The following is a 22,737-nucleotide window of genomic DNA, read 5'->3' on the forward strand; positions in this document are numbered from 1 at the left end:
AGTAGGAGTTGATACAATGCTGACACCATTCGAGGTTAGGATACTTCGATCACTCGAAGAGGGAAAAGAGTACAAACTTGATGAAGCTGAAAAGGTTGCTGGAATTAGTAAGGATGCCATACTGAGAGGTGCTTACCTTTTAAAGGAAAAAGGTTATGCAGATGTTAAGGAGGTTGTTGTAAAGGAGTATAGAGTTACCGATGAAGGAAAAAGGTATTTAGAGGAGGGCTTGCCAGAGGAGAGACTATTTAGATTCTTGAAAGAAAGAGGAGAAATAAGTTTGAATGAACTCGAGAATCATTTCGACAAGAAAATGCTTGGAATAGCTTTGGGATGGCTCAGGAGAAAGGGTGCCGTCGATGTTAAAGATAATGTGGTTAAACTCGTTAAGGATGTCGATTTCAAGGAAAAGGAATATTTAAAGCTCATAGCTGAAGGTAGGTTTGAAGAAGTTCCCAATAAGGTTTTGAAAGATTTAAAGAGGAGAAAGCTTGTTGAAGAGGATGAGAGGAAAGAAATCTACGTCAGAATTCTAAAGAAACCCAAGCTTGAGCTTAAGGAGGTAATAACTGATTTGACTCCCGAGATAATAATTTCAAGGTCTTGGAAGGGTAAGGAGTTTGCAAGGTACGAAGTAAAAATACCAGCTAAGGATATATACGGCGGTAAAGTTCATCCGTACGAGCGCATAATAAGAGAGTGCAGGAAGATATTTCTCGAAATGGGGTTTACGGAAATTAAGGGAAATTACGTTCAGCCAGCTTTTTGGAACTTCGACGCTCTATTTCAACCTCAGGATCATCCTGCGAGAGACATGCAAGATACCTTCTACCTCGACAGGTATGTCGACATTCCAGAGAATCTGGCTGATAGGGTTAAGCAAACTCACGAAAACGGCTGGATAACGGGATCAACTGGCTGGAAAGGAGTTTGGGATGTAAATAAGGCTAGACAATTAGTTTTGAGAACTCACACAACGGCTGTAACAATCAAATACCTCGCCGAAAATCCTGAACCGCCGCAGAAGGCTTTCTGCATAGACAGGGTATACAGGAGAGAGGCTATAGATCCGACACACTTACCAGAATTTGATCAGCTTGAAGGTGTCGTTTTGGATAAGGATGTCGGCTTCAGACATCTCTTGGGATTGCTAAAAGAGTTCTTTTCAAAGATGGGTTTCGAGAACGTAAGGTTTAGACCCGGTTACTTCCCATATACAGAGCCAAGCGTTGAGCCTGAAGTTTACGTAGAGGGTCTGGGTTGGGTAGAGCTTGGAGGTGCTGGTGTATTCAGAAAGGAGGTTACGGAGCCTTTGGGTATTAAAGGAAGAGTTCTGGCTTGGGGTTTAGGAATAGGTAGGTTAGCTATGCTTAGACTCGGCTTAAAAGATCTCAGGAGATTGTACTTGCCAGATATCGGATGGCTTAGAGAGATGCCAGCAATTGTCAGGTAAACTAGTAGTGATGATGCCTGTGGAATTCCTCTCTGCTTTCCCACTCCAAGTCCAGCTCGAGGGTTCCGGTCAGGAAACCCTTTACAACATCTCTAACCCTTCCGTATGCACCGGTGATAACTTGAATTCCAAAGCTTTCAAAGAACATTCTAGCTTTTACACCCATTCCGTAGGCCAAGATTGCATTGACTCCCAAGGAGTGCAGAAACCTTGGGATTTGACCGGGCATGTGCTCTTCGAACGGGTTCCTGACGAACTCGACATTTACAACTTCTCCGTTTTCGACATCTACGATTGCGAAGAAGGGTGCACGTCCGAAGTGCATTGAAACGTTTGAGTCTAAGCTCGGTGCTTCGCAGGGAACTGCTATTCTCATGTGAGCAAGGATTTTGAAGAAATATATCAAAGTTTTCGGCATTTAGGTCTTACCTAAAACTTCTAGGGCCTCTTTAACGCTCGCATTCTCGTGAACTATCGTTGCAATTGCTTTTGTCATCAGTGTCGGATTTTCAGCTTGGAAAACGTTTCTACCTATTGCAACTCCCCTTGCTCCAGCATCCATAGCCATTCTGACCATGTTCAAAACTTCCTCAACGCTGTTCATCTTAGGTCCACCAGCAACGACTATCGGCACTGGACAACCCTCTACCACACGTCTAAAGCTCTCAACACTACCAGTAAAGTTTGTTTTGACTATATCAGCACCCAATTCAGCACCAACTCTTGAAACTAGCGCAACAGCCTTCTCATCGAACTGGTTTATTCCTTCCCCTCTTGGATACATCATTGCAAGGAGGGGCATCCCCCACTCTACACATATCTTGCTGATCATTCCCAATTTTTTCAGCTGCTCCGCTTCAGTTTTACTCCCGATGTTTATGTGAACGCTCACAGCATCAGCCCCTAGCCTTATTGCCTCCTCAACACTGCAAACCAGCACCTTCTCGTTCGGATCTGGTGAGAGAGACGTAGAACCGCTCAGATGAACGATTAATCCTATATCTTTCCCGTAACCCCTATGCCCATGAACTACCATCCCCTTATGCAGAACAACTGCATTAGCTCCGCCTTCCGCTACAGCGTTTATTATTTTCGGCATATCCCTTAAACCTTCAATAGGCCCCATGCTAACTCCGTGATCCATAGGAACTATTACGGTGTTTCCAGTTTCTCTGTTTATTATCCTCTCAATCCTGATCCTTTTTCCTACCCACATAGCATCACCTTGACACCTTGTTACTTTGTGTCAAAGTAACAAGTATATAAGTGTTTTGGTGAAGTGAGAAAGTAGTCGATACAGAATTGCAAAACTGAAAATAATAAAAAAGAGAAGAATTGTTTACTCAACTCTAACGTTTCCAGTGAAGATGAATGTTGATGATGGTTTGTGGTATATCTTCACTGTGTATATTCCCGCAGTGAAGTTAGTGCTTGGATCCTTTTCCCATGCAGTTACTTTTTCTCCTGGAGATAATATGTCATCGCTGAGGGCACTACCATTTATGAGTAGTTTGTTTCCTTCAAGTTGGGGGGGTGTGACTGTTGTGTTGTAATTACCTAATGTGTCATACAGAGTTCCATTAGCATAGTACACATATACTACGAGTTCGTTAAAGATCAAGTCATCTCCACCCATGTGCTCTATGTCAAATACAGGATTCTGCTCACTACTTAACCCGGTTGCATTATCCTTTAAGACAAGCTGTACCTGTGGTGGTGTCGTTGAAAGTTTGCCGCCCATTCCGAAGACGAAACTCGCAATCACTGCCGCCAGTATTACTGTTATTGCCACCATTAGAATTACTCCTATAACTGGGCTCACACCTTTCTCGTTTTTAAACAACATGCCATCACCTCCGATTGTTAAAGTTATATCAACAAAGTATAAAAAAATTACTGCATTACTTAACCGTTCACCGAACCGCCCCTTTGATTGATAGCAACAACTAAATTGTTTAGATTGGTGGTTCTTAAAGTGTTTGAGGGGTATTTAAACGATGGAAAACCACCTCTTTCACAGTTTTCGATGTATAAAAGATGTCGTAAGGTTGGCTACGAGATTTTACCAAACAGAAGATATGTTGATGGAGCGATAGATTTAGTCTATGGAGTTATTGAATCAATAAACGAACTGAATCGGCTATATAAGGAGTTGGAATTCGATAGGGAAGTCAAATTGGAAGATGTCAGATTCGGTAACTGGCTACTTTTCCAATGCGAAGGCGAAAGCAAGCACATGAACATAAACATCAAGATACGAGAAGATTTATCCTTCAGAGTTCTAACGTTCGACTTTGATGGAAACAAATCTTATGTAATCGTCAGACCGACAATTCCAAAGAGATGGAAAAAGATTTTGCAAAACCTGTGGTTCTACATGCAACCTTACTATGCGAGAGTTCCTTTGTACGGAATGAAACCATCTTATGTCAATCCAGCTAATACAAGCAAAATCGGTGAAGAATTGATGAGAAAATTAGGTGTAGATAAGCATACAGCTTCAGCTTACGTTATTGCACTAAGGGGTTTAAAATTGCTTAACGTTACTTAATGCTCCTTGAATTGGAAACTGCATCAAACCCATCAAAATTAACCAAGGGTTAGATCGTTCGCGATATCAGCTATACCTTTAAAGAAAGTGGAGCCGATACTCCCACATGCAGGTCGTTAAGCAAGGGTGTATCTGTATAAGTGTAGCCCGCCCTGTGGAATCCCCATCATCCAATCAGGGGACGCATGGCAGACGGGCCCACAAGCTTTAGTCTCTAAAGATTAAAAGTTTTTCCTCAAATACTCGATGACGCTCTGAAAAACTACGGCTCCATCACCGTAACCCTCTCTCATCTCAGGGTGCTGATAACCCCAAAAAACTCTCTCGGGATGAGGCATCAATCCGAAGACGTTCCTCTTGACATTACAAATTCCAGCAATATTGTATACAGAGCCGTTCGGATTCCAAGGATAACCCGCGTAGTTTCCGCTCTCATCGACGTATCTGAAAACTATCTGCCCATTCTCGATTAGAGTATTTAGGATTTCTTCCTCTCTCTCCTTGGGGAAAACAACCCTACCTTCGGCATGAGCCACGGGAAACATTACAACCTCTCCAATATCCAAAAGATTCGTAAAAGCACACTTGTTTTCGTGCTTAAGCAGGGAAGGTCTGCATTCGAACCTCGCTGATGCGTTTACGGTTAAAGTCATCTCCGGCTTTTCTGCAATCGGCTTATCTTCATCGAATCCCGGTAAAGCGCCCAATTCAACCAATACTTGAAATCCGTTGCATATTCCCAAAACGGGGTAACCCTCCTTTATGAAAACCTCCAAATCCCTCCTTAAAACGCTCTTAATCCTTGCAGAAAATATTGCACCAGCCCTAACATAGTCTCCAGCGGAGAATCCCCCGGGGATTACCAAGCAGTGATAGTCGAATAGGCTTCTCTGCTCATCCTCTCTAACAGTATCGCTGTAAAACTGCTTTAGATGAACTGCCTCAGCATAAACTCCCAAATTTCTGAAAGCTTTGACAGTTTCGTCTTCACAATTAGTTCCTTCAATCCTCAGCACTGCAACTCTAATCTCTTCCAAATCCATGATGCGAATACTACGAATGCGGTTATATCACTGTCGAAAATTATCTAAATTCGAACTTACCTTAAACGTTATGGGTGCTAAAACGAGGGCTACAATCGTTTTTGTACTGATTGCGTTGGGCTTGTTTCAGCTTATAAGTGGTTTGATACTGTACTTTACACCCGGTAGACACGGTTACAGGGAAGTTTTAGTCTACGGGTTAGAAAAGCACCTGTGGAAGGAGTACCATCTCTATGTAGGGCTTATAATTACGGCTGTAGCTATAATACATTTCATCCTAAACTGGAAGATGTTTAAACACGAAATTAAAGCACTCTTCAAATAGAACCTATCTTACTGGCCAACCTCGCTAAAACTTCCTTCCTCTTTGCTGGAATGAACTTTATAGAACCAACGACCAAATGTCCTCCTCCTTCCACCCCAGCATTCACTTCTTCTTGCAACTCTCTAACCAAGCGAGGTATGTCCAGTTCGACTCCTTCACTCCTTATGACTGCAAAGTCCGGTCCGTAACCTATGGTTACTATTCTCTCGTACTTCTGCTTAAGCCTGTCGTGGACTTCACCAGTAAGCTTGCCCGGTGGTGGGAATGTGAACTTCTTTGCGTAGTTTTCAACGTCTAAAGCAGCTAAAACAACTCCGTTCGGCAACTCCTGAACTTTAACACCTTCCATAGCAGTCTTAACCTGAGCCTCTATTGCCTCCTTAGCGTAGCTTGAAAGCATCTCAACGAGTTTCTTCTGCCTGTCCTTCCTTCCAAAGCCCAAAATCTCGTGCATGATGTATGATGAAGGTCTGAATCTCAGATAGAACCCTTCAAATTCGATTGCCAAGGCTATGTCCTGCAACTCCTCTCTGGTTAAGCCGGTCAATTCGACATACTTCTCCACTTCTCCTTCAGCTCTGTCTCCTACAACCGAAACTCCAGCTAAGAGCTTCAGATCGACATCTGGATTGACCATCCTCGCAATCTCAACGCTAAGAATTCCGGCAGTGTAGTTGCTGTCCCCTCCAACCTTGTACGGATTAACGTGGTAAAGCAGGTACCTGTCTACTTCTTCATCTGGGAAGTGATGGTCTATCGTGATCACATCAGCACCAAAAACCAAAAACTGCCTTATGGCTGGAACGTCCTCCAATCCGGAACCGTTATCGACTAAAACGACTAAGGGTACCTTGTCTCCGTGTCTGTCTATATCCTCCAAAGCCTCATCTAAGTCCTTCACAACGTCTTCAAGCTCGTAGAAAGGAGCACGAGAAACTCTACGTCTGATAAGGTAATACTTAGCTTCAGGATCGGGATGATACTTCTCAACCAAATCTATCAGTGCCTTCTCCAAGGCAACTCCACCGCAGACTCCGTCTGCATCCCAGTGATGTCTTATTATTATTGGTCGTGACTCGAAAACAGCCTTCCTAAGCTCCTTGGCTACGGCCATCATTTCAGGCTTTAACCTCTCCAGAACCTCGCTCTCTATCAAGAATCCCGTAAAGATTGGCTCGCTCCTTCTATCAAGCTCCTCCTGAATCGCCTTCTGAATTTTGTAAGCTTCCTCACCCAAGAGCTTCTCCATCTCAAGAACTTCGATTTGGATTTTCTCTCTCCTTTTGACAATTCCAACTACCGCAACGATGTCGTCTACATCAATTTCAGGATAAGCCCTTTCTCCTCCTTCGAAAGCTACAGCGTTAACTCCACCAGTCTCATCTATTATCGTGAAAACGGTAGGACCTCCCGTTAGTTTTACATGAGTAACCTTTCCCCTTATTTCAACCATCTTGCCCAAGTGTTTTTCCAGCTCTGCAATCTTCACCGTAGGAACTTCCTTGCTGACTTCAACGACAGCATAGTTATCCATTCTCTCCAAAACCAAGTCTATTTCGCCAGTTGGTCTTATGTTCGTGACTTTGACAAGAACAGTATCGTCCTCTTTCAAGTCGACGTTACCCAAGTTTCTCTTATGTATAAGCCCTCTCAATCTCTTGTTTAGGTTAACGAATGCTCCTATGTCCGTTATAGCGGAAACTTTCCCGACGTAAACCCTGTTCAACCTGACATCCTCAATTCCACAGCTGTTCTTCAGAAGGTAAGCGTGTGGCTTTCTCCTACAATTCGGACAGAGATCGTGATTTCCTATGACCTTAGCTCCGCAGATTTTACATCTTCCTGCCTTTCCAGAACCTTTACATTCTGGACAAACTATAAGCCTTTTGACCTTCCCCGTACCTTTGCAGACACCACAGATTCCCTTCATGAATAGTTCAAGCTGTTCCTTTGTGAGTTCAGCAGTTATTTTAGGATCGAAGCTCTTGGCTTTCCCAGTTCCACCACAAACTTTACAAGTCTCCTCAATCTCTATGTATCCCTTTCCACCACATTTCTCGCACTTCATAGATGAAGCTCCTTCTCATCTGCTCCGTTTAAAGCAAGGAATATGTTCGCCTTGAGTGTTTGCCTGAAGTAGTTCTCGTCAGGCTCAAGAACTGCAAACCTCTTTGGAATTGGTATCACGAGTTCCTCTCCGCTCTTGTACCTGTACTTACCGTTTCTATCCCTTCTTATTTCGACCTTGAGAGGATCGTTTCTATTCACGATTATGTAAAAGTCTTCGTTCGGTTTTTCCTTTATCATCTTCATCAGATCTTTTATTCTGCACTTCGACAGCAATCTACCGTATATCACATTTGTCAATCTTAGACTATCGCATTCGAGTTCACAACGCATCTCGATCATCGATCTGCTACACCTAAATAAATCTTTTCGTTTGCATTAACTTTTTCAACACACAGCAATATTCAGCCGTGTGATCGCGATAGTGAATTACGGTGTAGGTAACTTAAAGAGCATTAGTAAGGCTGTAGATTATGTAGGCGGGCATGCTAAAGTAACCGATGACCCCAAAGAGATTGCAGAAGCTGAAGGTATAATTTTACCGGGTGTTGGTGCTTTTAAATCCGCAATGGAAAACCTTAAACCATACAAGGATTTAATAATCAATGCAAACGTTCCAGTTCTGGGAATATGCTTGGGGATGCAGTTGTTCGCAACTGAAAGCGAAGAAGGTGGGCTACATAGGGGCTTAAACTTGATCCCGGGTAGAGTTGTTAGATTTCCAGACTGGGTTGGCAAGATTCCGCACATGGGTTGGAATCAGATTAGGATTGTAAAAGATCACGATGTACTTGACGGAATTGAGGAGGGCAGCTTCGTTTACTTCGTTCACTCATACCATTTCGTAACCGAAGATAAATTTGTATTAACAAAAACAGAATATGGAATAGAGTTTGTTTCTGCCGTATTTAAAGACAACTTCATCGGCTTTCAGTTCCATCCAGAAAAGAGTGGGAAGGTAGGACTGAGAATTGTTGAGAATTTCGTAAAGATGTGCAAACGTTAAACTCCAAGTATAGGACTTCTTAAGATTTCCAACTTTCTATCGTCGTTAATGAAGTAAATCTCCACATCGCCAAGCCAAGGATTGTAGGTTTTGGCATATCTTTCAAATGTTTCCTTATTGCCAAGACCAACTATAAACTTTCTCCATTTCCTGCCAGTGAACTGTTCAAGTTTTTCCATGAGCCAAACGTATTCTGACAACGTGCCAAACTGAGCTGAAGGAGTCCCCCTAAACTGGTAAAATTTTACATCTCCCACTATTGCATGCTCAACATTTACGAGGTCAAATTCCTTATATTTACCGAAGATATTGAGCCTTTTCTTTTCAAGCCTCACACCGAAGTGTTTTTCCATAACCTCTTTTGCAATCCTCTCAGAATCTGTAACTTTAGATTCAACTTTTTTGATTTCATAAGTATCATTTAATTCTGCCAATTTAAATTGTCCGTTTCCAAGATAGATAAGAAAAGCTCTTTTGTAAAGTGACGGATGAGTATTCTTTGAGCTTTCGATATTTTTGGATAACCCTCTTAGGTGTAAGATAAACGTATTATCTTTAAAAGGACAATCTGGATAACGAGTGCGTATATGATCTATAACCTCTGAATAGTGAAAAGATTTTCCATTCTTTCCAAGTTCATGAGAAGCTTCCTTAACAAGCTCGTATGCCGTTTTTCTATACTGATACGGCATAATTCTCAACTCAAATATCCAGCCAAACCTCTCAACCTTGCCCTCATAGCCTTAGACTCCTTTAGCAACTCATCAAAATCCAACTTGTCAACCCTGCAGACTTTTCCACCTCTCACATCCTCGCAGACTTCGATCCAATCAAGTCCTTCACTCAAGCATCTCTTTACAACCTCTACCTCAGCGTAGGCAGATTCTGCTATTATTGCCAAATTTGAGTTCTCTAAGGCAAACTCGTTCCCGTTGAAGGATATAGCAATCCCTTTCTCCTTTGCATAGCTCAACATATCCTTGTCAGAAATGCTGTCCCCTATAACTACCGGCTTTTTGGGCTTGTATTTCAAAATCACTTCAAGCTTTCTCTTTCCGCCCACAGCCTTAACCTCATCAAGTATCCTTCCAGCTTCAGTTTTGGCGAGTCTGTTCCAAAAGAAATTGTTCAACCAGTTTATAGCACTTAGAGTTTCCTCATCTGGCGGAATCCTTATCTCCGGCAAATTCGCTATAATCTCGACAGCTTCAACTATCTCCTTCTTTAAACTCTGACTCAGATTGTAGTTCTCGGGTTTAAATGAAGTACAGTAATACTTCAAGCCTAAAGGCCCAGCTGATACCTCTAAGAATTGCTCGTAGCTCGTAGAGATCACTATTGGATTCTTAAGCTCTTTAATAGCTTCCTCAGCATCTGGAGTGTACTTCAAAACTTTTTCCGCCAAATCCTTTAATTCTTCATTGCTCACATCATTTGCAACTAAGAACACTGCCAAAAGTCTCAGCGTATCGCCAGCATCATAGTCTTCTTTCTTCTCAACTAGAACTAGGTAATCGTCGTACTGACTTAGTCTTTCAAAGAACTCGTAGCTGTTGAAGAATGCCATTGCACACTCGTAAGCGAAGTCCGTCAAAACCCAAGGCCCTTCCCAGTCTGTGAAAATCATCCAAACACCTCTCTCAGAAATTCTACTATCTCAGATCTACTCTTCGCACCTTTCAATCTTCCAACTTCAATCCCATCTTTAAGGGCTATTATTACTGGTAAGGCTATGACATCGAAAGATCTTGCGAACTCTCGATTCTCAAAAACGTTAACCCTGATTAACCTTACATCCTCAAATTCTTCCAAAACTTCATCCAAAATTTTCTGAACGTCTTGACATGATTTGCATCGAGGAGAATAAAACTCGATGACTACCTTTCCATTTGGAATCTCCATAGTTCCTAACTTCTCAGCACTGTTCATAAGATTAACCGAAAACGATATATTCATGTTTTTCCAAGCATTTATGGGCGGTCGTAGTCTAGCCTGGCAGGACACGGGCCTCCCGAGCCCGTTGCCCGGGTTCAAATCCCGGCGGCCGCATGGTATTAAAATCATTAAATTGAGGGGAAAGAATATGCAAGTGGTTGAAACAACACTTGACATCGAAAAAATCATTCGTGCAATTTCTAAATCTCAAGGAATTAAGATACTCAAGGCACTAAAAGATGGTGCCAAAACTCAAAAGGAATTGACTTTCGAAACATTTGTAGACAGAACTATAGTGTATAGACGATTAAAAGAGTTTAAAGAGGTTGGACTCGTCGAGAAAACGTTTGATAAAGAAGATGAGAATGTAAAATATAAATTAACTGATTTAGGTCGAAGAGTGTTAAGGCTACTTGAAGAGTTTGAGTCTGATATTTAGTCGTAAGAGGGGGGAAGATATGGCTAAAACTAAGAAAAAAGAAGAGATTGTAGTAAAGAGCTTCAAAGTTACAATGGACAAAGAGATGTATGAAAAATATGAATTCATAAAAGAGTATTTGGGAATCCGTGCAGATGCTGAAGTTATAAGAGTTTTAATAAATAAATTTTATAAAGATATTATAAAAAATGAAAAGGTAGAGGAGGATGTGTTAGTCTTTTAGAATGCCTACATGTAGTTACATGTAGCCTCGCAGAAGCTGTTTTAAATTCAAACTTCGAATAAAAACCATAGAGTCATCCGATTCAGAAAAAAAGAAAATTCATCACTCTTATAATAATACATGTATTTTTTTAGCGCTACATGTAGTTACATGTATATTATATAACATGTAGTTACATGTAACCTTCTAACACCTCTTCTAAGACCAACTTCTCTTTTTTGCGAAAGAAGACCAATCTATTTTTTTCGGTTTACGAAAATAAAATTTTTAGAGGCTTTTCTAAAAAATAAAAAACCGAAAAGTTTATATCTCTAAGACGTAAAATGAGGCATAATGCGACCTAAAGAGGTAGAATTTACATCTATTAAAATTACAGGTAATGACTTCCGAACCAAATTAGACGACATTAAACGCATACTGGGTCTGAAGAGTGATGCCGAAACTGTCAGAGTTGCAGTAACATGGTTTTGGAGGAAATTGAAGGGTAATAATGGTTTTGAGGAGGTGTTTGTAGATGGGGCGAGGTAGATCGAGCATATCCTGTTCTGCAGACCAAAGAAAAAAGATAAGCAAAATAAAAATGAATCTTGAGGAATTATTTGGATACGAGCCAACAGACCGAGATTTTATAGACCTTCTTCTTGAGACCTATGAAAAAAAGTATCCCTATCGTTTGTCAGAATGGCTTGAAAATATAGTTAAAGAACTTTCCAATATTGTAGCTGGTTTAAGGGAGTTTGAATTGTTGAGACAAGAAAACGAAGAACTCCGCAAGGAAATAGAAGAACTCAAAGAGAAGCTGAAGGATGGACTAACATCTGCAACATACGAGGAGTTACACGACCGATTTGTAAGGACTCTCTCCAGACACCTTGAACAGATGGGGATGAAGGGTGTAAAGTTCAACGATGATGTCTATGAGGGGCTAATGGTTCTACTAAATATGTTTAAGACTCCAACAGGTGCAGTAAAAGGCTTGGAATTGCTTGGTAGGGCGGTTAGAGCCTTCAACGTGAATTATGACAGTGTCTGATTCAATTTTTCAAGATTACGTGGAAATTTATCTTAAACATCGTCTTGCCAATCTTAAACAACCCGTTCTCGAAATAGATGTTAGAGAAGATCATCTTCTAACTTTTTGCATAAGTAGGGGTATTGAAAAGCAGATATACGACGAACCTGAGGAATTTCTCGACAAATTAAGAAAATCTGTCTTAGAAGTTATCAAGATTTACAATGACGAGATTGAAGATATTAAAATAAGGATTAAGAATATACCAAAGCGAAATAGCATACCAGAAGTCCGAAAGGTCGAGAATGTCGACAAGTTTGTTAGTTTTGAGGGTGTGGTTCGAAAGATAACGTCACCCGCACCCTATGTAGCTAAAGCCTCTTTTGAATGTTCCAAGTGCGGTGCTATTATCCCTGTTCGTTCTTTAAACGGAAAGATTCCCAAGCCAGATTACTGCCCGCATTGTCATGCAAGATCGTTCAGAAGGCTAACGGAACAAGATGAAGTCACGGATTGTCAAGTGATAGAAGTTCAAGAACTTCCCGAAGGTCTTCAAAGACAGCCGGAATCTATCAAAGTTCTCCTTCTTGGAGATCTTGTTAATACGGTATATCCCGGTGACAAGATAATTGTAAACGGTATCCTAAGGAAGTTCATAGACAGGAACAAGTCACGTGGAGAATTCTTCGTTGAGGCTATAAGTGTCGAGTTCCTCCAAGAAGACATCCGCAATCTCAACATCACCGAAGAGGACATTCAAAAGATCAAAGAATTAGCTAAAGACCCTAACATTTACGACAAACTTGCGAAATCTATTGCTTCGTCCATTTACGGCTACGAAACAATCAAGTTAGCGATAGCCCTTCAACTATTTGGAGGGGTTGAAAGAATCGAATCGGGAACGAAGAAGAGAGGAAACATTCACATCCTGCTCGTCGGCGATCCTTCGACGGCGAAATCCCAAATTCTCAGATCGGTTTCGATGATTGCTCCTCGTGCTGTTATGGTTGATGGAACTCTAATGAGCAAGGCTGGTTTAACCGTAACGGTAACGAGAGAGGAGAGCACTGGTCGTTGGACGATAGAAGCTGGAGCGGTAGTTTTGGCAGATCAGGGAATGGCAATCATAGACGAACTCGAAAAAGCGGATAAAAAAGAGCTAAGAGCCTTGAACGAACCGCTCGAACAGCAAACCGTTTCGGTTAGCAAGGCGGGAATCAACGCAACTCTAAACGCAAGATGCTCAGTCTTAGCCTCAGCAAATCCGAGGAGGGGAAGATTCGATAGGCATGAACCGATAGTTGAGCAGATTGACCTTGAACCTCCTTTGTTATCAAGATTCGACCTTATCTACGTAATCCTTGACGAACCCGATGAGAAGAGAGATGAAGAGATTGCGAGGTTCATCCTGTCATCGGATACGAAGGACAAGGAGCCGCCTATTCCGCCAGATTTGCTAAGGAAATACGTCCTCTACGCAAGAAACAACGTTAAAGAAGTGAAATTGACTAAAGAGGCGGAGGAGAAGATAATAGAATTTTACGTTAGCCTCAGAAAGCAAAGTAAGGAGCAGGGAGCTATTGCTATCACCGCAAGACAGCTTGAAGCTCTGAGAAGGCTAACCGAAGCTTCAGCTAAAATAAGACTGAGCAACGTTGCAACTGTTGAAGATGCGGAAAGGGCTATAGAACTGTTCAAGGAGTCGCTTAGACAGATTGCCATTGATCCTGAGAGTGGGAGAATAGATTGGGATTATGCTATTCAGGGCATATCAGCCACTCAGAGGGACAGACTTTCAACTGTTAAGAACATTATCAAGGAACTTCAGGATTCAACCGACTGGGGAGCATCCGAAGATGCTGTTCTTGCGAGGGCTGAAGAGCTTGGAATGAGCAAGGAGAAGGCTAAGGAAGCTATTGAGAAGCTCAAGCGGAGTGGTGAAATCTATTCTCCTCGTTCGGGCTATTATAGGGTTTTTGGAGGTGGTTAGATGAAGTTTTCAGACGATAAGGTTCTGTCATTCTTTCTGGAGAACGAAATTGTTGCGACGATGAGGAACGGCAAGTACAACCTCCTTTTAGGTAGGGAGATAGATGTAGAAGACGGTTCGAACAAGCCGATTGGCAAGGCGAAGGTTATGGCTGTTTTCGTGAACCATCCGAAGTTTAGGAAGCTCCTGCGAAAATATTCAGGATTTAAGACCGTTGAAGAGTGGGAAGAGACTGCCAAAGCTCTGAACAACGGCAACCTTCCAAGATATATCGTTCTTCTCAGGCTCATCGAGGTTTACGACGACTTGAAGAGCGAGATCGAAGAAGTTGACGAGTTTGAGATTCTTCTGGCTGATGAATTGTCAAGGTCCTCCCCTCATCCCGAAATGGTTGGGGAGGAGTAGGGGGTGCTGAGCCGTGCAGAGGGTAGAGGTAGTTGAGAGGGGGAATATAAGAGAGTTTTGGGTTGGAGTGAGCAACAAGGGAACGAGACTAAAACTCGATCCAGCGATTTTGAGCCATCTTAACATCGACAGGGTTGAAATTGCTGAGGAGGATGGTGAGATTGTTCTAAAGCCGTCGAAGAACGGATTAAAGTTGGAGCTGTGGATCCCGAGAAGGTGGGATGGTACTCCGATGCACTATTATTTGAGGGTTCCAGAGCGGTTCAGGAGCAAACTAATGGAACTGAGGAGGCCTTATGCTATTTTAGTCGGGAGGAAGGTTGTTATAAAGGAAAAGACAGAGGATGAAGAGTTAAGAGAGATGTTCGAGGGTACTATAGATCGATTTTTCAGGATTGTTGACGACGTTCACTACTTTGAAGACAGGAGGAAAGAGGCTGAGGAGAGGGGACTACCGCATGCAATTGTAGACTTCAACTTGGAGATGTACAGGGAGGCGATGTTCTTGATTGTTACGAGGGATCTCAGCCAATTTTACGACGAAATTGACCCGGGGGTGGAATAAATGCTCCTCGACAACAAGATCTGCAAGATTAGCAATTACGTGAGAGCTTTTAACGATCTAATAAAGGACATGGAACAAAACGGCTTTTTTAAGTCTGCTATGATGCTCAAGGAGGCTAAGAAAGCACTATACGTTGAACTCCATTATTCTCTCTCTGGAGGTGATGGTTATGCGGAAGAATTTTGATGGTTTACCGGAACCTAAGAGACGAATTCTTCAAGCGTTACAAGGTCATTATGAAGATTATTCCGAAGGAGGTCGATTCTGATGGTAGAAGTTAAAATTGAGCTGAACGGTAGGATTGAAGCTGACACTGTAGGATACGGATGGGAAGTTAAGGAGAGGAAGGTGGGCAAGCACACACGAAAACTGAACGGTGAAGTTTACGAAGCTCCACGAATAGTTCTCAGCGGAGAGTTTAACGACTTAATCGGCAAGACTTTCAGGACATACAGGGTTAAGGCAGTCGTTGAAGAAAAATACTGGGGTAGAAAATTAAGGATGGAGGGAACTGCTGTTATTATTTTCATTCCGGAGAAGAAAGAGGAGGTGAAGGAATACGATGAGGATTTCGATTTTGAGGATGATTTTGACGATGAGGATGAAGAGTATGCGGGTCCAGAGCTTGTGTCCACAACATCAGGGCCGACCTGGTGATATTGTGTCCACAATTACAGGACCTGCGGTTGTGTCCACAAGTAGACGTCGCCCGGAGACTTGTGTCCACAACACGGTATCGGTAACCTGTGGTCACAAAGAAGATCCTGCTCGAGAAGCTTGTGGTCACAAGCTTCTGGAGGGTTGGGACTTATGGCGATAGATGAGATTTATAACCTCGTCAAGGAACTCAACGAGCAGGGTATTAAGCCAACTATTAACACACTCTTTTACAGGACTAAGCATTCTCCCTATTTTATTAGCCATATTGTAAGAATTCTCGAAGCTAAGGGATTGATTAGGAGAGTTAGGATAGGAAAGAAGTTTATTTTAGAGGTGGTTAGATGAGGGGTTATATTACGTTGAAGAGGATTATAGAAGCCCTTGAAAGGGCTGAGGAGATTAAGAGGACATTACCATATTGCGAAGGGATGAGGGAGTTGGGTTGCTGTCATTGTCGTGAGGGAGAGCTATGTCAAACCGCTTTAGCCATCTACTTAGAGATAAGCAAGGAAGCTATTAGACAGTTCCTTAATAGATTGGAATTCGTCTTTCAAGACGATGTTCCGATTAGGATCAGGACTCTCACGGAGATTAGGCAGTCGTATCCTCGCAAGTTCATTAGCCTGAAGAAAGAGAAGATTTCACTATTGGTAAAGAAATAATTTTTACAACCTCATTATTATTTATAAGAAATTTATGGTAAAATTTTAGAAAAAGATTTCTACAAGTAATGATAAAGCTATTCTATGGAGTGGGGAAAAGTCGTAGATCGTGTGGTAGGGTTAGGACCCTCTGCCGCTAAGTGCTTTGCGGAGATTGCAGGAGGAAATCCATCTGCTGCTTGCCTAGGTCTTGCTATAGGAGTTGCTACAGAATCAATCGAATTCGTAAGAGAAAAGATTAGAACAAAAAGAGAATATGCTGATAGAAAAGAAATATTTAAGTTCGAATGTAAAGAGGACGATGAAAATTATAATAGGATCTGCAAAGTGCTTATAAGAACTTGTGAAGAGTATTTCAATGGGAAAGCTACAATCGAGAAGGTTGGCGATAAAGTCATATTGACCTGCTATCGTAGAAATGACTTTGATGATTTTCTGATCTAACTAAGACTTCTTTGGTTACACCATCCTCACTCATAATTTACACGAGAGGGACTTACACGAAATGGGTTAACACTTTTGTTGGACGCTTTACATATTTTTAAGACATTTTTGTAAATTACACGAAAGAGGACATCCAAACATAACCAAAGGTAACCTATTTATATCTGCAATTTCAATGAATATTGATGAGTGGACACGTCCGTATAGGTGAAGATGAGCGTGTGTTAGAAACCTGTCAAGATGAGCTATATCGGCAGGATATATGGTGGTTAGTAGTATACTTCAGTGAGGATGGCTTAAAACACACATACTTCCAGTCTTCAGCTAAAGCAAATCTGAAGGCTCTCGCAAATTTCATTCGAGAGCTTGAGGAGGTTAAAGCCCCACACATCGTTTTTGCAATCTGGCATGGTAGAAATCGAACTGACGCTTTTTTGATAGACCCTAAGAAAATAGTAGAGAGGTTTGGTAGTTATGAAGGGGTTGAGTGAGTCTGAAAAAGTGGGTTACGAAATACTTAAAAGATATGAAGGGGGATTCGTCTCCAGAAGAGATGGTGCTATTGCTGTAAAGATACTCAAAGAAGATAAAACCTTACTCGTCTGGATAAGGCAGAGTCCGATAACACAAGACGCTCTGAAGCTCTTCAAAAAAATCGCTGAGAAGCACGAATACGACGAACTCGTTCTACTCAAACTCTACTCAGAAGCAGACTACGTGAAGTTCTCCGAGCTTAGTCAGTTCCGAATCGTGAAATCTGTAGATGAACTTTAGGAGGATCGTTCATGAAAGCGGTTGCATACATCAGGGTTTCTACAAAAGAACAAGATGAAAACGTGCAAAAGGCTGAAATAAAGAAATTTGCAAAGCAAAGAGGTATTGAGATCTTGGAATGGTATATAGATAAAGGAGAAAGCGGAGCTAAACCATTTAAGGACAGACCAGAAGCAAACAGACTTCTCCAAGATCTCAATAGAATAAAACCAGAAGCTGTGGTAGTCTTTGCAATAGATAGAGTTGGTAGAACCATGCTCGATACTGTGCAAACCATACTTGAACTTGAAAGTAAAGGAATAGCTGTAATCAGTATCAAAGAGGAGTGGCTACAAACCCTTGACAGCAACATTAGAAAGCTGATTCTAAGTATTCTCTCGTGGGTTGCAGAGTTTGAAAGGAGAAGGATTAGAGAAAGGCAGTTATCAGCTTGGGCTTCGGGTAAACAGAAGGGAAGACCAAAGAAAGTTCCTGACTCCACTATTGAACATTACCTTAAGAGATATGGCAAGATGGGTTTATCACTAAGAGCTATCTGGAAGATCTTGAAGTCCTCAGGTCACGATATATCCTATGAGACCTTTAGGAGGAGAGCCAAGAAATTAGGGTTTAGGAAGGTGATTCAATGAGACTTGTTGTAAAGCATCATATAGCTATGAAAATTGCAAAGAAACACGGAGTAGCAGTTGCAGAAGTCTTTGAAGTCCTTGAAGGAGATTTTCTTTATATGAGGGTTAAAGGTAATCGATACAGGATCATAGGAAAAACTTTAGGCGGGAGATTTTTAACGATATTCGTCGATAAGAAAGGTCAAATTTACGAATTGGTAACAGCAAGAGACTCTACAGACTCTGAAAAAAGGTTATATAAGAAGAAGATGGAGGGTTAAGTATGGTTAAAAGAGTTGGAAAGTTAAAAGATTTAGGCGAATTAGCGAAACTTGAACTTGAAGAGGGTGAAGAGGTTATAGTCGAAGGAATCGAACACGTTGAGATTGTCATAGTTCCAGACGATAAGCCCAAGCGTAAGGTATCTCATAAATGAGTCAAGAAAAACTTGACTCATAGCTTTAGTAACACCTCGAGCAACAGGACCAAGATTGAATCTCTTTTCTCATAATCTTTTGTTATTCATTATAAAATTAATCAGTTAGTTAATTGACGGATTAAGCGCTACAGGTTCCAGTTATCGACTCTCGACAATTGACCTATGAGTCAAGTTTTTCTTGACTCGACATAATAATATCATTAAATATTTAATATATGCCGTCTTTAAAGCCATAAAACGAATTATACGACTTGAGTCAAGAAGTTCTTGACTCGTAAAGCCTAAAAACTTAAATACTTGTGAAGTTAAATGTTGTTTGTAAAATAGGGCCGGGGGCGAGACGGCTGAGTTGGTCAGCGACGACATAGTTGCCCGGCACTCTCACAACAAAGACATGGACCATTCTCTACACTCCCCGGCTCTTTGAGGGGGGGGGTGGTTAGTTGGGAAAAGGAGTTAGAACGGTAAGCTGGATTCTTGCCCTTCTTTTAATCTCAGCCACAACCGTCACTCCCGTTCTTGCAGAAGAACAGGGCTTTTTCGGCAAGCTCAAGCTTGCGATGGATTATCTCAAGGATCCGGGACTTCTCATCGCTTACATCAAGAACGAGATCATCAATCCGCTCTTGCATAAGGATCCTTACAGTCGTTATAAAGAGATCGTCAAGAAATCCGGAGCGACACCAACGTCAGAGCCGGAATATATGAAAAAAGTCCGGGAGAAGCTGAACGGCTATTTTGCAAGACTCAACGGCTATAATCTGACTGCCGATCAGCTTGAAGCTATCTGCAAGATGGGAGTAAGTGACGTTACGCTTGCGGTCATGGATTCTCAGAGGACCTACTACATTAAGCACATCTACGTCTCCGGGGACGTTGTAAAGGTTGACGGCAGGGCAACTCCGAACATGGTCTCGATAACTCCGAGAGCCGCTTATGAGCTTGTTCTGATGCTTGATGACTATTTGGAGGACGGCAGTCTCAGCAATTCCGAGCTTAAGAGCTTAGGAAATTGGGGACTTCAGAAGTATAAGAGCGGAGAAATCAGCGGCAAGAAGTCTCACATCGAGGCTGTTCTGAACTTCCTGCTTTCCGGAGGTGGTGAAGGTTGAGAAGCGTAGTTATTGCCCTTCTCATACTTTTGATGCTCGTCAGTCCGGCATTAGCATCGACTGTCGTTGTTCCGGGACTTCCTCCTGCTGTCGTTCCTGATCCTCCGTATTCAGGATGTGTCATGTATCTGCCGATGGACGAAGGGACTGGCAACATCACTTATAACGCTGTAAATCCGTTGCAGAATAACGGAACGCTTGGAGACGGCATCAATTACATGCCGACGTGGGTTCCGGGAAAGCTTGGATATTGTTTAGAATTTACAGACTATACTCAGTATGTTTACATTAACAATCCGGATCTCTGCAACAATCAGCTATCTATCGCGTTCTGGGTATATGTTACGCAGTATCCGCCACGCTATGCTGACATAATTAACAAAGAACAGTATAATCCAGATGCAAGCACATTTACAGGCTATTGGATCCGTATCTTCAGTGATGGGACGCTCGGCTTTTGGTTAGGCAACAAGGTGAATGGAGTAGGTTCTGCTACAAGTTTATGCACTCCTTCAGGGTTTATCGAACTAAACAAGTGGTATTTCGTCACAGCAACGTATGACGGGCAGTTCATGAGGATTTACATTAACGGAGACTTGGTTGCTGAAAGAGAATACACAGGAGGTATTGGCAGTAATCCCTATGGTGTCACACTTGCTGGAGTAAGAGGGATCGGAAACCAATTTTACGGGAAGATTGATGAAGTCATGATTTATTACCGAGCAATCAGCAAGCAGGAGCATCAGCTTTTATATCAAAGAGGAACAAGTCATAGATTTGATACGAACATTACGATTGACCTCAGACAGATCAGCGTTCCACGTCTCGACTTGAGCGGAGAGTCTGCAACTGTTGAGATTAGCTTTGACATCTCAGCGGATGCGGCTGGAACCGTTTGGATTCCCGTTCCTGCTTCTGCGAAGATATTGGATCCTGTTGATTTTGCTTATGGCATCGACGGCAAGGTTGTCACAATCGATGATAACAGGTATGTAAACGCAAGCAGTGTCACCGTCAGCATTCCGATCAGCATTGACACAGCAACGGAGTCAGAACTGCCAAATGAACTCTATCTCGATTCTGACTCAAAGACTTTCGAGTTTAAGAAGAGCATCAGGATCAGCAATCCGTCTGATATTAGCATCATGGCAACTCTCAGCGTTGATCCAAGTTCAATCGGAGTAGCTAATGCTTACCTCGACGGCAGTCCTATGAGCATGTTCGATGGCTCTCTTGTCTCTTCCATCATCCTGAATCCGGGAGAGTCAAAGGTCATGGAACTAACGGCAACTCTGCCGATAGCTAAGACAGAGCTTGAGTTCAGGGCAACTCTTGACGACTTCTTTGAGATCGACAGCTTTGAGGAAGCAACAACAATTGCTCAGAGCGCAACGGAGGGTAAGATCGAGACGGTGACCAAAGTCATAGCGATAGATTCGGCTGACTTCAAGAGCTTTGGCAATAGGACCGTTATCATTCCGCTGGACGTTAAAGCAAAAGATGTCATTGAAGCCAAAGCTCTGACAGGAAGCAAGGAGCTTCTTGAAGTCAGAGAGGGCAAGGACGGCAAGGCTGAGATTGTTGTTCCTGCAACGGTATTCGAAGGTTCACCGCTTGGGACTCAGCATGCAGAGATCAAGGTCATTTACAACAAAAAGCCGGCTTGGTGGGAGAGATTTCCGTTTTTAAAGAGTTTGGGTGGGATTTTTGAGTATTTGGCGAAGCTTTTGGGATTTGGGAGGTGAATGAGTAGTGAGGAGAGGGCTTGCCCTGTTTGGGATTTTGGCTATATTGTTGGCAATACTGCCGACAGTGAACGCAGCAACAATAAGCTACAACTTCGATCCGGAGACGATTTTGCCGACGGAGTGGGGAGATGAGATTGTAAACGGACATCCGGCAAATCTGACCTTGACAATTCTAACGAACACAAGTCAGCCGTTCACCGCAAGTTCGTTCCCGGATCCTGCAAACACTTCGATCAGCGTAACTGTTCAGTTCCTTGATTCTCTCGGTTTGGCTGTCGATGTGACAGGAGACGGAGTTGAGGATACATTCACGGCAACGGAGAACGCAACGAATCCGGGAGTTTACGAAGTCAGCATAACGACGAACGCAAGGCCGGGAGAATACACGATGAGAATCCATGCCATTGCAACTGACGCAAACACAGGAGAGGTCCTTGACGAAGGAACGCTTGACGTTCAGGTTTACATCTCGGAGCCGTATTGGGCAACCTGCTGGGCTGACGAAGGTGACAAGCTTCAGATCGGAAGTCTCAGCATCGAGCTTGATACCTTAAACGACAGAGGAGCCGTTCTCGTTCTTGGGAGCAACCTCGTAACTCTCAGCCCGGATGACTCAGGTATAATCTGCACACAGGTTGATCTAGACGGAGATGGAGTTGCTACTGATTGGATGTTCGTAAAGAGGACCGAAGACGGACCGGCTGAGATCAAGTTCTACAGCAGAAATGAGAGCATAATTCCAGTTGAGCCGGGAGATACGATCAAAGTCAGCGGAGACAAAGTCATAAGAGAAGCTTGGCTTAAGAACAACAGGCAATTCAGGCAGATCATCTTATGGGATCAGTCACCGTTTGCATGGATAAAGGCTGTTGATTACTACATTATACCGAGCAAGAACATAAGAGATTGGAAAGAGGGATGGGGTCGTGGATACAGCGGTAAGGTCACCGTAATTAAGAGAACTACATGGTTCGGTCTATTTGCAAGGGATGAGAAGGTCTTTGAGGGCAACATCTTTGGCAGGAACGTAAAGATCGACGACACTTGGGATCTATTCGGCAGATGGTTCTGGAATAAGGCAAGATTTGGATGGGGCTGGGAGGTCTATCGGGGAATTGCAAGAATGATCTATCCGAGCAGCTATGAGCTTAAGTTCAGGAACGCAGCAATTCCGGCAGAGCTTGATTTCAGAGGAAAGATAACGCTGCCGAACTTATTTGGTGAGAGCGTTGATTGGAACGCTTTGATCATAGGGGAAAACACAACAGCTTCGTAA

33 protein-coding genes and 1 tRNA gene are annotated in these 22,737 nt (G+C 42.5%); 25 read left to right on the top strand and 9 right to left on the bottom strand.

What is annotated here, in order from left to right:
• The first annotated feature begins 16 nt into the window (after nt 1–16).
• Nucleotides 17–1,453 carry a phenylalanine--tRNA ligase subunit alpha gene (pheS, locus tag ARCPR_RS04060; protein ID WP_012940214.1) on the top strand — a complete coding sequence of 479 codons (1,437 nt, stop codon included), beginning with the start codon at nt 17–19 and terminating at the stop codon, nt 1,451–1,453.
• A 1-nt stretch (nt 1,454) separates the two neighbouring features.
• Here the strand turns inward: pheS and ARCPR_RS04065 are convergent, their stop codons facing one another.
• The 3 genes from ARCPR_RS04065 to ARCPR_RS09340 form a co-directional block, all read right to left on the bottom strand.
• A complete protein-coding gene (locus ARCPR_RS04065; protein ID WP_048084784.1) occupies nt 1,455–1,829 on the bottom strand; it encodes a NifB/NifX family molybdenum-iron cluster-binding protein in 375 nt (124 codons plus the stop codon).
• Between the two features lie 42 nt (nt 1,830–1,871).
• Nucleotides 1,872–2,669, bottom strand: coding sequence for a 2-amino-3,7-dideoxy-D-threo-hept-6-ulosonate synthase (locus tag ARCPR_RS04070; RefSeq protein ID WP_012940216.1), 798 nt, complete (start codon nt 2,667–2,669; stop codon nt 1,872–1,874).
• Between the two features lie 123 nt (nt 2,670–2,792).
• Nucleotides 2,793–3,299 carry a type IV pilin gene (locus tag ARCPR_RS09340; RefSeq protein WP_012940217.1) on the bottom strand — a complete coding sequence of 169 codons (507 nt, stop codon included), beginning with the start codon at nt 3,297–3,299 and terminating at the stop codon, nt 2,793–2,795.
• Nucleotides 3,300–3,428: 129 nt separating this feature from the next.
• Here ARCPR_RS09340 and ARCPR_RS04080 point away from each other — a divergent pair, with 129 nt between their 5' ends.
• Nucleotides 3,429–4,004 (top strand): hypothetical protein, encoded by a 576-nt coding sequence (locus tag ARCPR_RS04080; protein WP_012940218.1) that lies wholly within the window; start codon nt 3,429–3,431, stop codon nt 4,002–4,004.
• 221 nt (nt 4,005–4,225) lie between these two features.
• Here ARCPR_RS04080 and purQ read toward each other — a convergent pair whose 3' ends face one another.
• Entirely contained in the window at nt 4,226–5,047 is an 822-nt protein-coding gene (gene purQ, locus ARCPR_RS04085) for a phosphoribosylformylglycinamidine synthase subunit PurQ (protein ID WP_012940219.1), read from the bottom strand.
• A 70-nt stretch (nt 5,048–5,117) separates the two neighbouring features.
• On the opposite strand from purQ, the gene ARCPR_RS04090 reads away from it, so the two are divergent.
• Nucleotides 5,118–5,372 carry a DUF4405 domain-containing protein gene (locus ARCPR_RS04090; protein ID WP_012940220.1) on the top strand — a complete coding sequence of 85 codons (255 nt, stop codon included), beginning with the start codon at nt 5,118–5,120 and terminating at the stop codon, nt 5,370–5,372.
• Here ARCPR_RS04090 and ARCPR_RS04095 read toward each other — a convergent pair.
• Entirely contained in the window at nt 5,365–7,440 is a 2,076-nt protein-coding gene (locus tag ARCPR_RS04095) for a DHH family phosphoesterase (RefSeq protein ID WP_012940221.1), read from the bottom strand. The two genes, ARCPR_RS04090 and ARCPR_RS04095, sit on opposite strands and share 8 nt — an antisense overlap.
• Nucleotides 7,437–7,781: a hypothetical protein gene (locus ARCPR_RS04100; protein ID WP_012940222.1), complete on the bottom strand. Its 345-nt coding sequence runs from the start codon at nt 7,779–7,781 to the stop codon at nt 7,437–7,439. Before ARCPR_RS04100 ends, ARCPR_RS04095 begins: the two co-directional genes overlap by 4 nt.
• Nucleotides 7,782–7,851: 70 nt before the next feature.
• Between ARCPR_RS04100 and hisH the strand changes: the two genes are divergently transcribed.
• Nucleotides 7,852–8,445 carry an imidazole glycerol phosphate synthase subunit HisH gene (gene hisH / locus ARCPR_RS04105; protein ID WP_048084387.1) on the top strand — a complete coding sequence of 198 codons (594 nt, stop codon included), beginning with the start codon at nt 7,852–7,854 and terminating at the stop codon, nt 8,443–8,445.
• Here the strand turns inward: hisH and ARCPR_RS04110 are convergent.
• The 3 genes from ARCPR_RS04110 to ARCPR_RS04120 are packed head-to-tail and all read right to left on the bottom strand — an operon-like array spanning nt 8,442 to nt 10,374.
• Nucleotides 8,442–9,137: a DUF7669 domain-containing protein gene (locus ARCPR_RS04110; RefSeq protein WP_012940224.1), complete on the bottom strand. Its 696-nt coding sequence runs from the start codon at nt 9,135–9,137 to the stop codon at nt 8,442–8,444. The genes hisH and ARCPR_RS04110 overlap by 4 nt on opposite strands.
• Before the next feature lie 5 nt (nt 9,138–9,142).
• The gene (locus tag ARCPR_RS04115; protein WP_012940225.1) at nt 9,143–10,072 is read right to left on the bottom strand and encodes a hypothetical protein; all 930 of its coding nucleotides are present in this window, start codon (nt 10,070–10,072) and stop codon (nt 9,143–9,145) included.
• Nucleotides 10,069–10,374: a thioredoxin family protein gene (locus ARCPR_RS04120; RefSeq protein WP_012940226.1), complete on the bottom strand. Its 306-nt coding sequence runs from the start codon at nt 10,372–10,374 to the stop codon at nt 10,069–10,071. The genes ARCPR_RS04115 and ARCPR_RS04120 overlap by 4 nt, the downstream gene beginning before the upstream one ends.
• A 47-nt stretch (nt 10,375–10,421) precedes the next feature.
• Here ARCPR_RS04120 and ARCPR_RS04125 point away from each other — a divergent pair.
• From ARCPR_RS04125 to ARCPR_RS04220, 21 genes are all read left to right on the top strand, one after another.
• Nucleotides 10,422–10,494, top strand: a tRNA-Gly gene (locus ARCPR_RS04125).
• Nucleotides 10,495–10,528: 34 nt separating this feature from the next.
• On the top strand, nt 10,529–10,819 hold the full coding sequence (locus ARCPR_RS09480; protein ID WP_012940227.1) for a winged helix-turn-helix domain-containing protein: 291 nt from the start codon (nt 10,529–10,531) through the stop codon (nt 10,817–10,819).
• A gap of 19 nt (nt 10,820–10,838) precedes the next feature.
• Complete coding sequence (locus ARCPR_RS04135) at nt 10,839–11,042, top strand: hypothetical protein (RefSeq protein WP_012940228.1); 204 nt, start codon at nt 10,839–10,841, stop codon at nt 11,040–11,042.
• Between the two features lie 333 nt (nt 11,043–11,375).
• Nucleotides 11,376–11,570, top strand: a complete 195-nt coding sequence (locus tag ARCPR_RS04140; protein ID WP_012940229.1) for a hypothetical protein — start codon at nt 11,376–11,378, stop codon at nt 11,568–11,570.
• Nucleotides 11,557–12,075, top strand: a complete 519-nt coding sequence (locus tag ARCPR_RS04145; RefSeq protein ID WP_012940230.1) for a hypothetical protein — start codon at nt 11,557–11,559, stop codon at nt 12,073–12,075. The genes ARCPR_RS04140 and ARCPR_RS04145 overlap by 14 nt, the downstream gene beginning before the upstream one ends.
• Nucleotides 12,062–14,044, top strand: a complete 1,983-nt coding sequence (locus ARCPR_RS04150; RefSeq protein WP_012940231.1) for a minichromosome maintenance protein MCM — start codon at nt 12,062–12,064, stop codon at nt 14,042–14,044. The genes ARCPR_RS04145 and ARCPR_RS04150 overlap by 14 nt, the downstream gene beginning before the upstream one ends.
• The gene (locus ARCPR_RS04155; protein WP_012940232.1) at nt 14,045–14,449 is read left to right on the top strand and encodes a hypothetical protein; all 405 of its coding nucleotides are present in this window, start codon (nt 14,045–14,047) and stop codon (nt 14,447–14,449) included.
• Between the two features lie 13 nt (nt 14,450–14,462).
• Complete coding sequence (locus tag ARCPR_RS04160) at nt 14,463–15,014, top strand: hypothetical protein (protein ID WP_012940233.1); 552 nt, start codon at nt 14,463–14,465, stop codon at nt 15,012–15,014.
• Nucleotides 15,015–15,200, top strand: a complete 186-nt coding sequence (locus ARCPR_RS04165) for a hypothetical protein (protein WP_012940234.1) — start codon at nt 15,015–15,017, stop codon at nt 15,198–15,200.
• An 81-nt stretch (nt 15,201–15,281) separates the two neighbouring features.
• Entirely contained in the window at nt 15,282–15,671 is a 390-nt protein-coding gene (locus ARCPR_RS04170) for a hypothetical protein (protein WP_012940236.1), read from the top strand.
• Nucleotides 15,672–15,824: 153 nt separating this feature from the next.
• Nucleotides 15,825–16,019 (top strand): MarR family transcriptional regulator, encoded by a 195-nt coding sequence (locus ARCPR_RS04175; RefSeq protein WP_012940237.1) that lies wholly within the window; start codon nt 15,825–15,827, stop codon nt 16,017–16,019.
• Nucleotides 16,016–16,336: a hypothetical protein gene (locus ARCPR_RS04180; protein WP_012940238.1), complete on the top strand. Its 321-nt coding sequence runs from the start codon at nt 16,016–16,018 to the stop codon at nt 16,334–16,336. The genes ARCPR_RS04175 and ARCPR_RS04180 overlap by 4 nt, the downstream gene beginning before the upstream one ends.
• A gap of 84 nt (nt 16,337–16,420) precedes the next feature.
• The gene (locus tag ARCPR_RS04185) at nt 16,421–16,780 is read left to right on the top strand and encodes a hypothetical protein (protein ID WP_012940239.1); all 360 of its coding nucleotides are present in this window, start codon (nt 16,421–16,423) and stop codon (nt 16,778–16,780) included.
• Between the two features lie 185 nt (nt 16,781–16,965).
• Nucleotides 16,966–17,271, top strand: coding sequence for a hypothetical protein (locus ARCPR_RS04190; RefSeq protein ID WP_012940240.1), 306 nt, complete (start codon nt 16,966–16,968; stop codon nt 17,269–17,271).
• The gene (locus ARCPR_RS04195) at nt 17,255–17,554 is read left to right on the top strand and encodes a hypothetical protein (protein WP_012940241.1); all 300 of its coding nucleotides are present in this window, start codon (nt 17,255–17,257) and stop codon (nt 17,552–17,554) included. The genes ARCPR_RS04190 and ARCPR_RS04195 overlap by 17 nt, the downstream gene beginning before the upstream one ends.
• A gap of 11 nt (nt 17,555–17,565) precedes the next feature.
• A complete protein-coding gene (locus tag ARCPR_RS04200) occupies nt 17,566–18,183 on the top strand; it encodes a recombinase family protein (protein WP_012940242.1) in 618 nt (205 codons plus the stop codon).
• A complete protein-coding gene (locus tag ARCPR_RS04205; RefSeq protein ID WP_012940243.1) occupies nt 18,180–18,443 on the top strand; it encodes a BrnT family toxin in 264 nt (87 codons plus the stop codon). The genes ARCPR_RS04200 and ARCPR_RS04205 overlap by 4 nt, the downstream gene beginning before the upstream one ends.
• Before the next feature lie 2 nt (nt 18,444–18,445).
• Nucleotides 18,446–18,598, top strand: a complete 153-nt coding sequence (locus tag ARCPR_RS09740) for a hypothetical protein (protein ID WP_012940244.1) — start codon at nt 18,446–18,448, stop codon at nt 18,596–18,598.
• 446 nt (nt 18,599–19,044) lie between these two features.
• Nucleotides 19,045–19,713, top strand: a complete 669-nt coding sequence (locus tag ARCPR_RS04210; protein WP_012940245.1) for a hypothetical protein — start codon at nt 19,045–19,047, stop codon at nt 19,711–19,713.
• Nucleotides 19,710–21,458 carry a LamG domain-containing protein gene (locus ARCPR_RS04215; protein WP_012940246.1) on the top strand — a complete coding sequence of 583 codons (1,749 nt, stop codon included), beginning with the start codon at nt 19,710–19,712 and terminating at the stop codon, nt 21,456–21,458. The genes ARCPR_RS04210 and ARCPR_RS04215 overlap by 4 nt, the downstream gene beginning before the upstream one ends.
• Nucleotides 21,459–21,465: 7 nt before the next feature.
• Nucleotides 21,466–22,737, top strand: a complete 1,272-nt coding sequence (locus ARCPR_RS04220) for a hypothetical protein (RefSeq protein ID WP_012940247.1) — start codon at nt 21,466–21,468, stop codon at nt 22,735–22,737.

The organism is Archaeoglobus profundus DSM 5631, assembly GCF_000025285.1.
GTDB classification, from domain to species: Archaea; Halobacteriota; Archaeoglobi; order Archaeoglobales; family Archaeoglobaceae; genus Archaeoglobus_B; species Archaeoglobus_B profundus.

What these genes read in the sequence shown, in the direction of transcription:
- pheS (WP_012940214.1), top strand. Translation starts at nt 17, where the DNA reads ATGCTGACACCATTCGAGGTTAGGATACTTCGATCACTCGAAGAGGGA.
- ARCPR_RS04065 (WP_048084784.1), bottom strand. Translation starts at nt 1,829, where the DNA reads ATGAGAATAGCAGTTCCCTGCGAAGCACCGAGCTTAGACTCAAACGTT.
- ARCPR_RS04070 (WP_012940216.1), bottom strand. Translation starts at nt 2,669, where the DNA reads ATGTGGGTAGGAAAAAGGATCAGGATTGAGAGGATAATAAACAGAGAA.
- ARCPR_RS09340 (WP_012940217.1), bottom strand. Translation starts at nt 3,299, where the DNA reads ATGTTGTTTAAAAACGAGAAAGGTGTGAGCCCAGTTATAGGAGTAATT.
- purQ (WP_012940219.1), bottom strand. Translation starts at nt 5,047, where the DNA reads ATGGATTTGGAAGAGATTAGAGTTGCAGTGCTGAGGATTGAAGGAACT.
- ARCPR_RS04090 (WP_012940220.1), top strand. Translation starts at nt 5,118, where the DNA reads ATGGGTGCTAAAACGAGGGCTACAATCGTTTTTGTACTGATTGCGTTG.
- ARCPR_RS04095 (WP_012940221.1), bottom strand. Translation starts at nt 7,440, where the DNA reads ATGAAGTGCGAGAAATGTGGTGGAAAGGGATACATAGAGATTGAGGAG.
- ARCPR_RS04100 (WP_012940222.1), bottom strand. Translation starts at nt 7,781, where the DNA reads ATGATCGAGATGCGTTGTGAACTCGAATGCGATAGTCTAAGATTGACA.
- ARCPR_RS04110 (WP_012940224.1), bottom strand. Translation starts at nt 9,137, where the DNA reads ATGCCGTATCAGTATAGAAAAACGGCATACGAGCTTGTTAAGGAAGCT.
- ARCPR_RS04115 (WP_012940225.1), bottom strand. Translation starts at nt 10,072, where the DNA reads ATGATTTTCACAGACTGGGAAGGGCCTTGGGTTTTGACGGACTTCGCT.
- ARCPR_RS04120 (WP_012940226.1), bottom strand. Translation starts at nt 10,374, where the DNA reads ATGAACAGTGCTGAGAAGTTAGGAACTATGGAGATTCCAAATGGAAAG.
- ARCPR_RS09480 (WP_012940227.1), top strand. Translation starts at nt 10,529, where the DNA reads ATGCAAGTGGTTGAAACAACACTTGACATCGAAAAAATCATTCGTGCA.
- ARCPR_RS04135 (WP_012940228.1), top strand. Translation starts at nt 10,839, where the DNA reads ATGGCTAAAACTAAGAAAAAAGAAGAGATTGTAGTAAAGAGCTTCAAA.
- ARCPR_RS04140 (WP_012940229.1), top strand. Translation starts at nt 11,376, where the DNA reads ATGCGACCTAAAGAGGTAGAATTTACATCTATTAAAATTACAGGTAAT.
- ARCPR_RS04145 (WP_012940230.1), top strand. Translation starts at nt 11,557, where the DNA reads ATGGGGCGAGGTAGATCGAGCATATCCTGTTCTGCAGACCAAAGAAAA.
- ARCPR_RS04150 (WP_012940231.1), top strand. Translation starts at nt 12,062, where the DNA reads ATGACAGTGTCTGATTCAATTTTTCAAGATTACGTGGAAATTTATCTT.
- ARCPR_RS04155 (WP_012940232.1), top strand. Translation starts at nt 14,045, where the DNA reads ATGAAGTTTTCAGACGATAAGGTTCTGTCATTCTTTCTGGAGAACGAA.
- ARCPR_RS04165 (WP_012940234.1), top strand. Translation starts at nt 15,015, where the DNA reads ATGCTCCTCGACAACAAGATCTGCAAGATTAGCAATTACGTGAGAGCT.
- ARCPR_RS04170 (WP_012940236.1), top strand. Translation starts at nt 15,282, where the DNA reads ATGGTAGAAGTTAAAATTGAGCTGAACGGTAGGATTGAAGCTGACACT.
- ARCPR_RS04175 (WP_012940237.1), top strand. Translation starts at nt 15,825, where the DNA reads ATGGCGATAGATGAGATTTATAACCTCGTCAAGGAACTCAACGAGCAG.
- ARCPR_RS04180 (WP_012940238.1), top strand. Translation starts at nt 16,016, where the DNA reads ATGAGGGGTTATATTACGTTGAAGAGGATTATAGAAGCCCTTGAAAGG.
- ARCPR_RS04185 (WP_012940239.1), top strand. Translation starts at nt 16,421, where the DNA reads ATGGAGTGGGGAAAAGTCGTAGATCGTGTGGTAGGGTTAGGACCCTCT.
- ARCPR_RS04190 (WP_012940240.1), top strand. Translation starts at nt 16,966, where the DNA reads ATGAGTGGACACGTCCGTATAGGTGAAGATGAGCGTGTGTTAGAAACC.
- ARCPR_RS04195 (WP_012940241.1), top strand. Translation starts at nt 17,255, where the DNA reads ATGAAGGGGTTGAGTGAGTCTGAAAAAGTGGGTTACGAAATACTTAAA.
- ARCPR_RS04200 (WP_012940242.1), top strand. Translation starts at nt 17,566, where the DNA reads ATGAAAGCGGTTGCATACATCAGGGTTTCTACAAAAGAACAAGATGAA.
- ARCPR_RS04205 (WP_012940243.1), top strand. Translation starts at nt 18,180, where the DNA reads ATGAGACTTGTTGTAAAGCATCATATAGCTATGAAAATTGCAAAGAAA.
- ARCPR_RS09740 (WP_012940244.1), top strand. Translation starts at nt 18,446, where the DNA reads ATGGTTAAAAGAGTTGGAAAGTTAAAAGATTTAGGCGAATTAGCGAAA.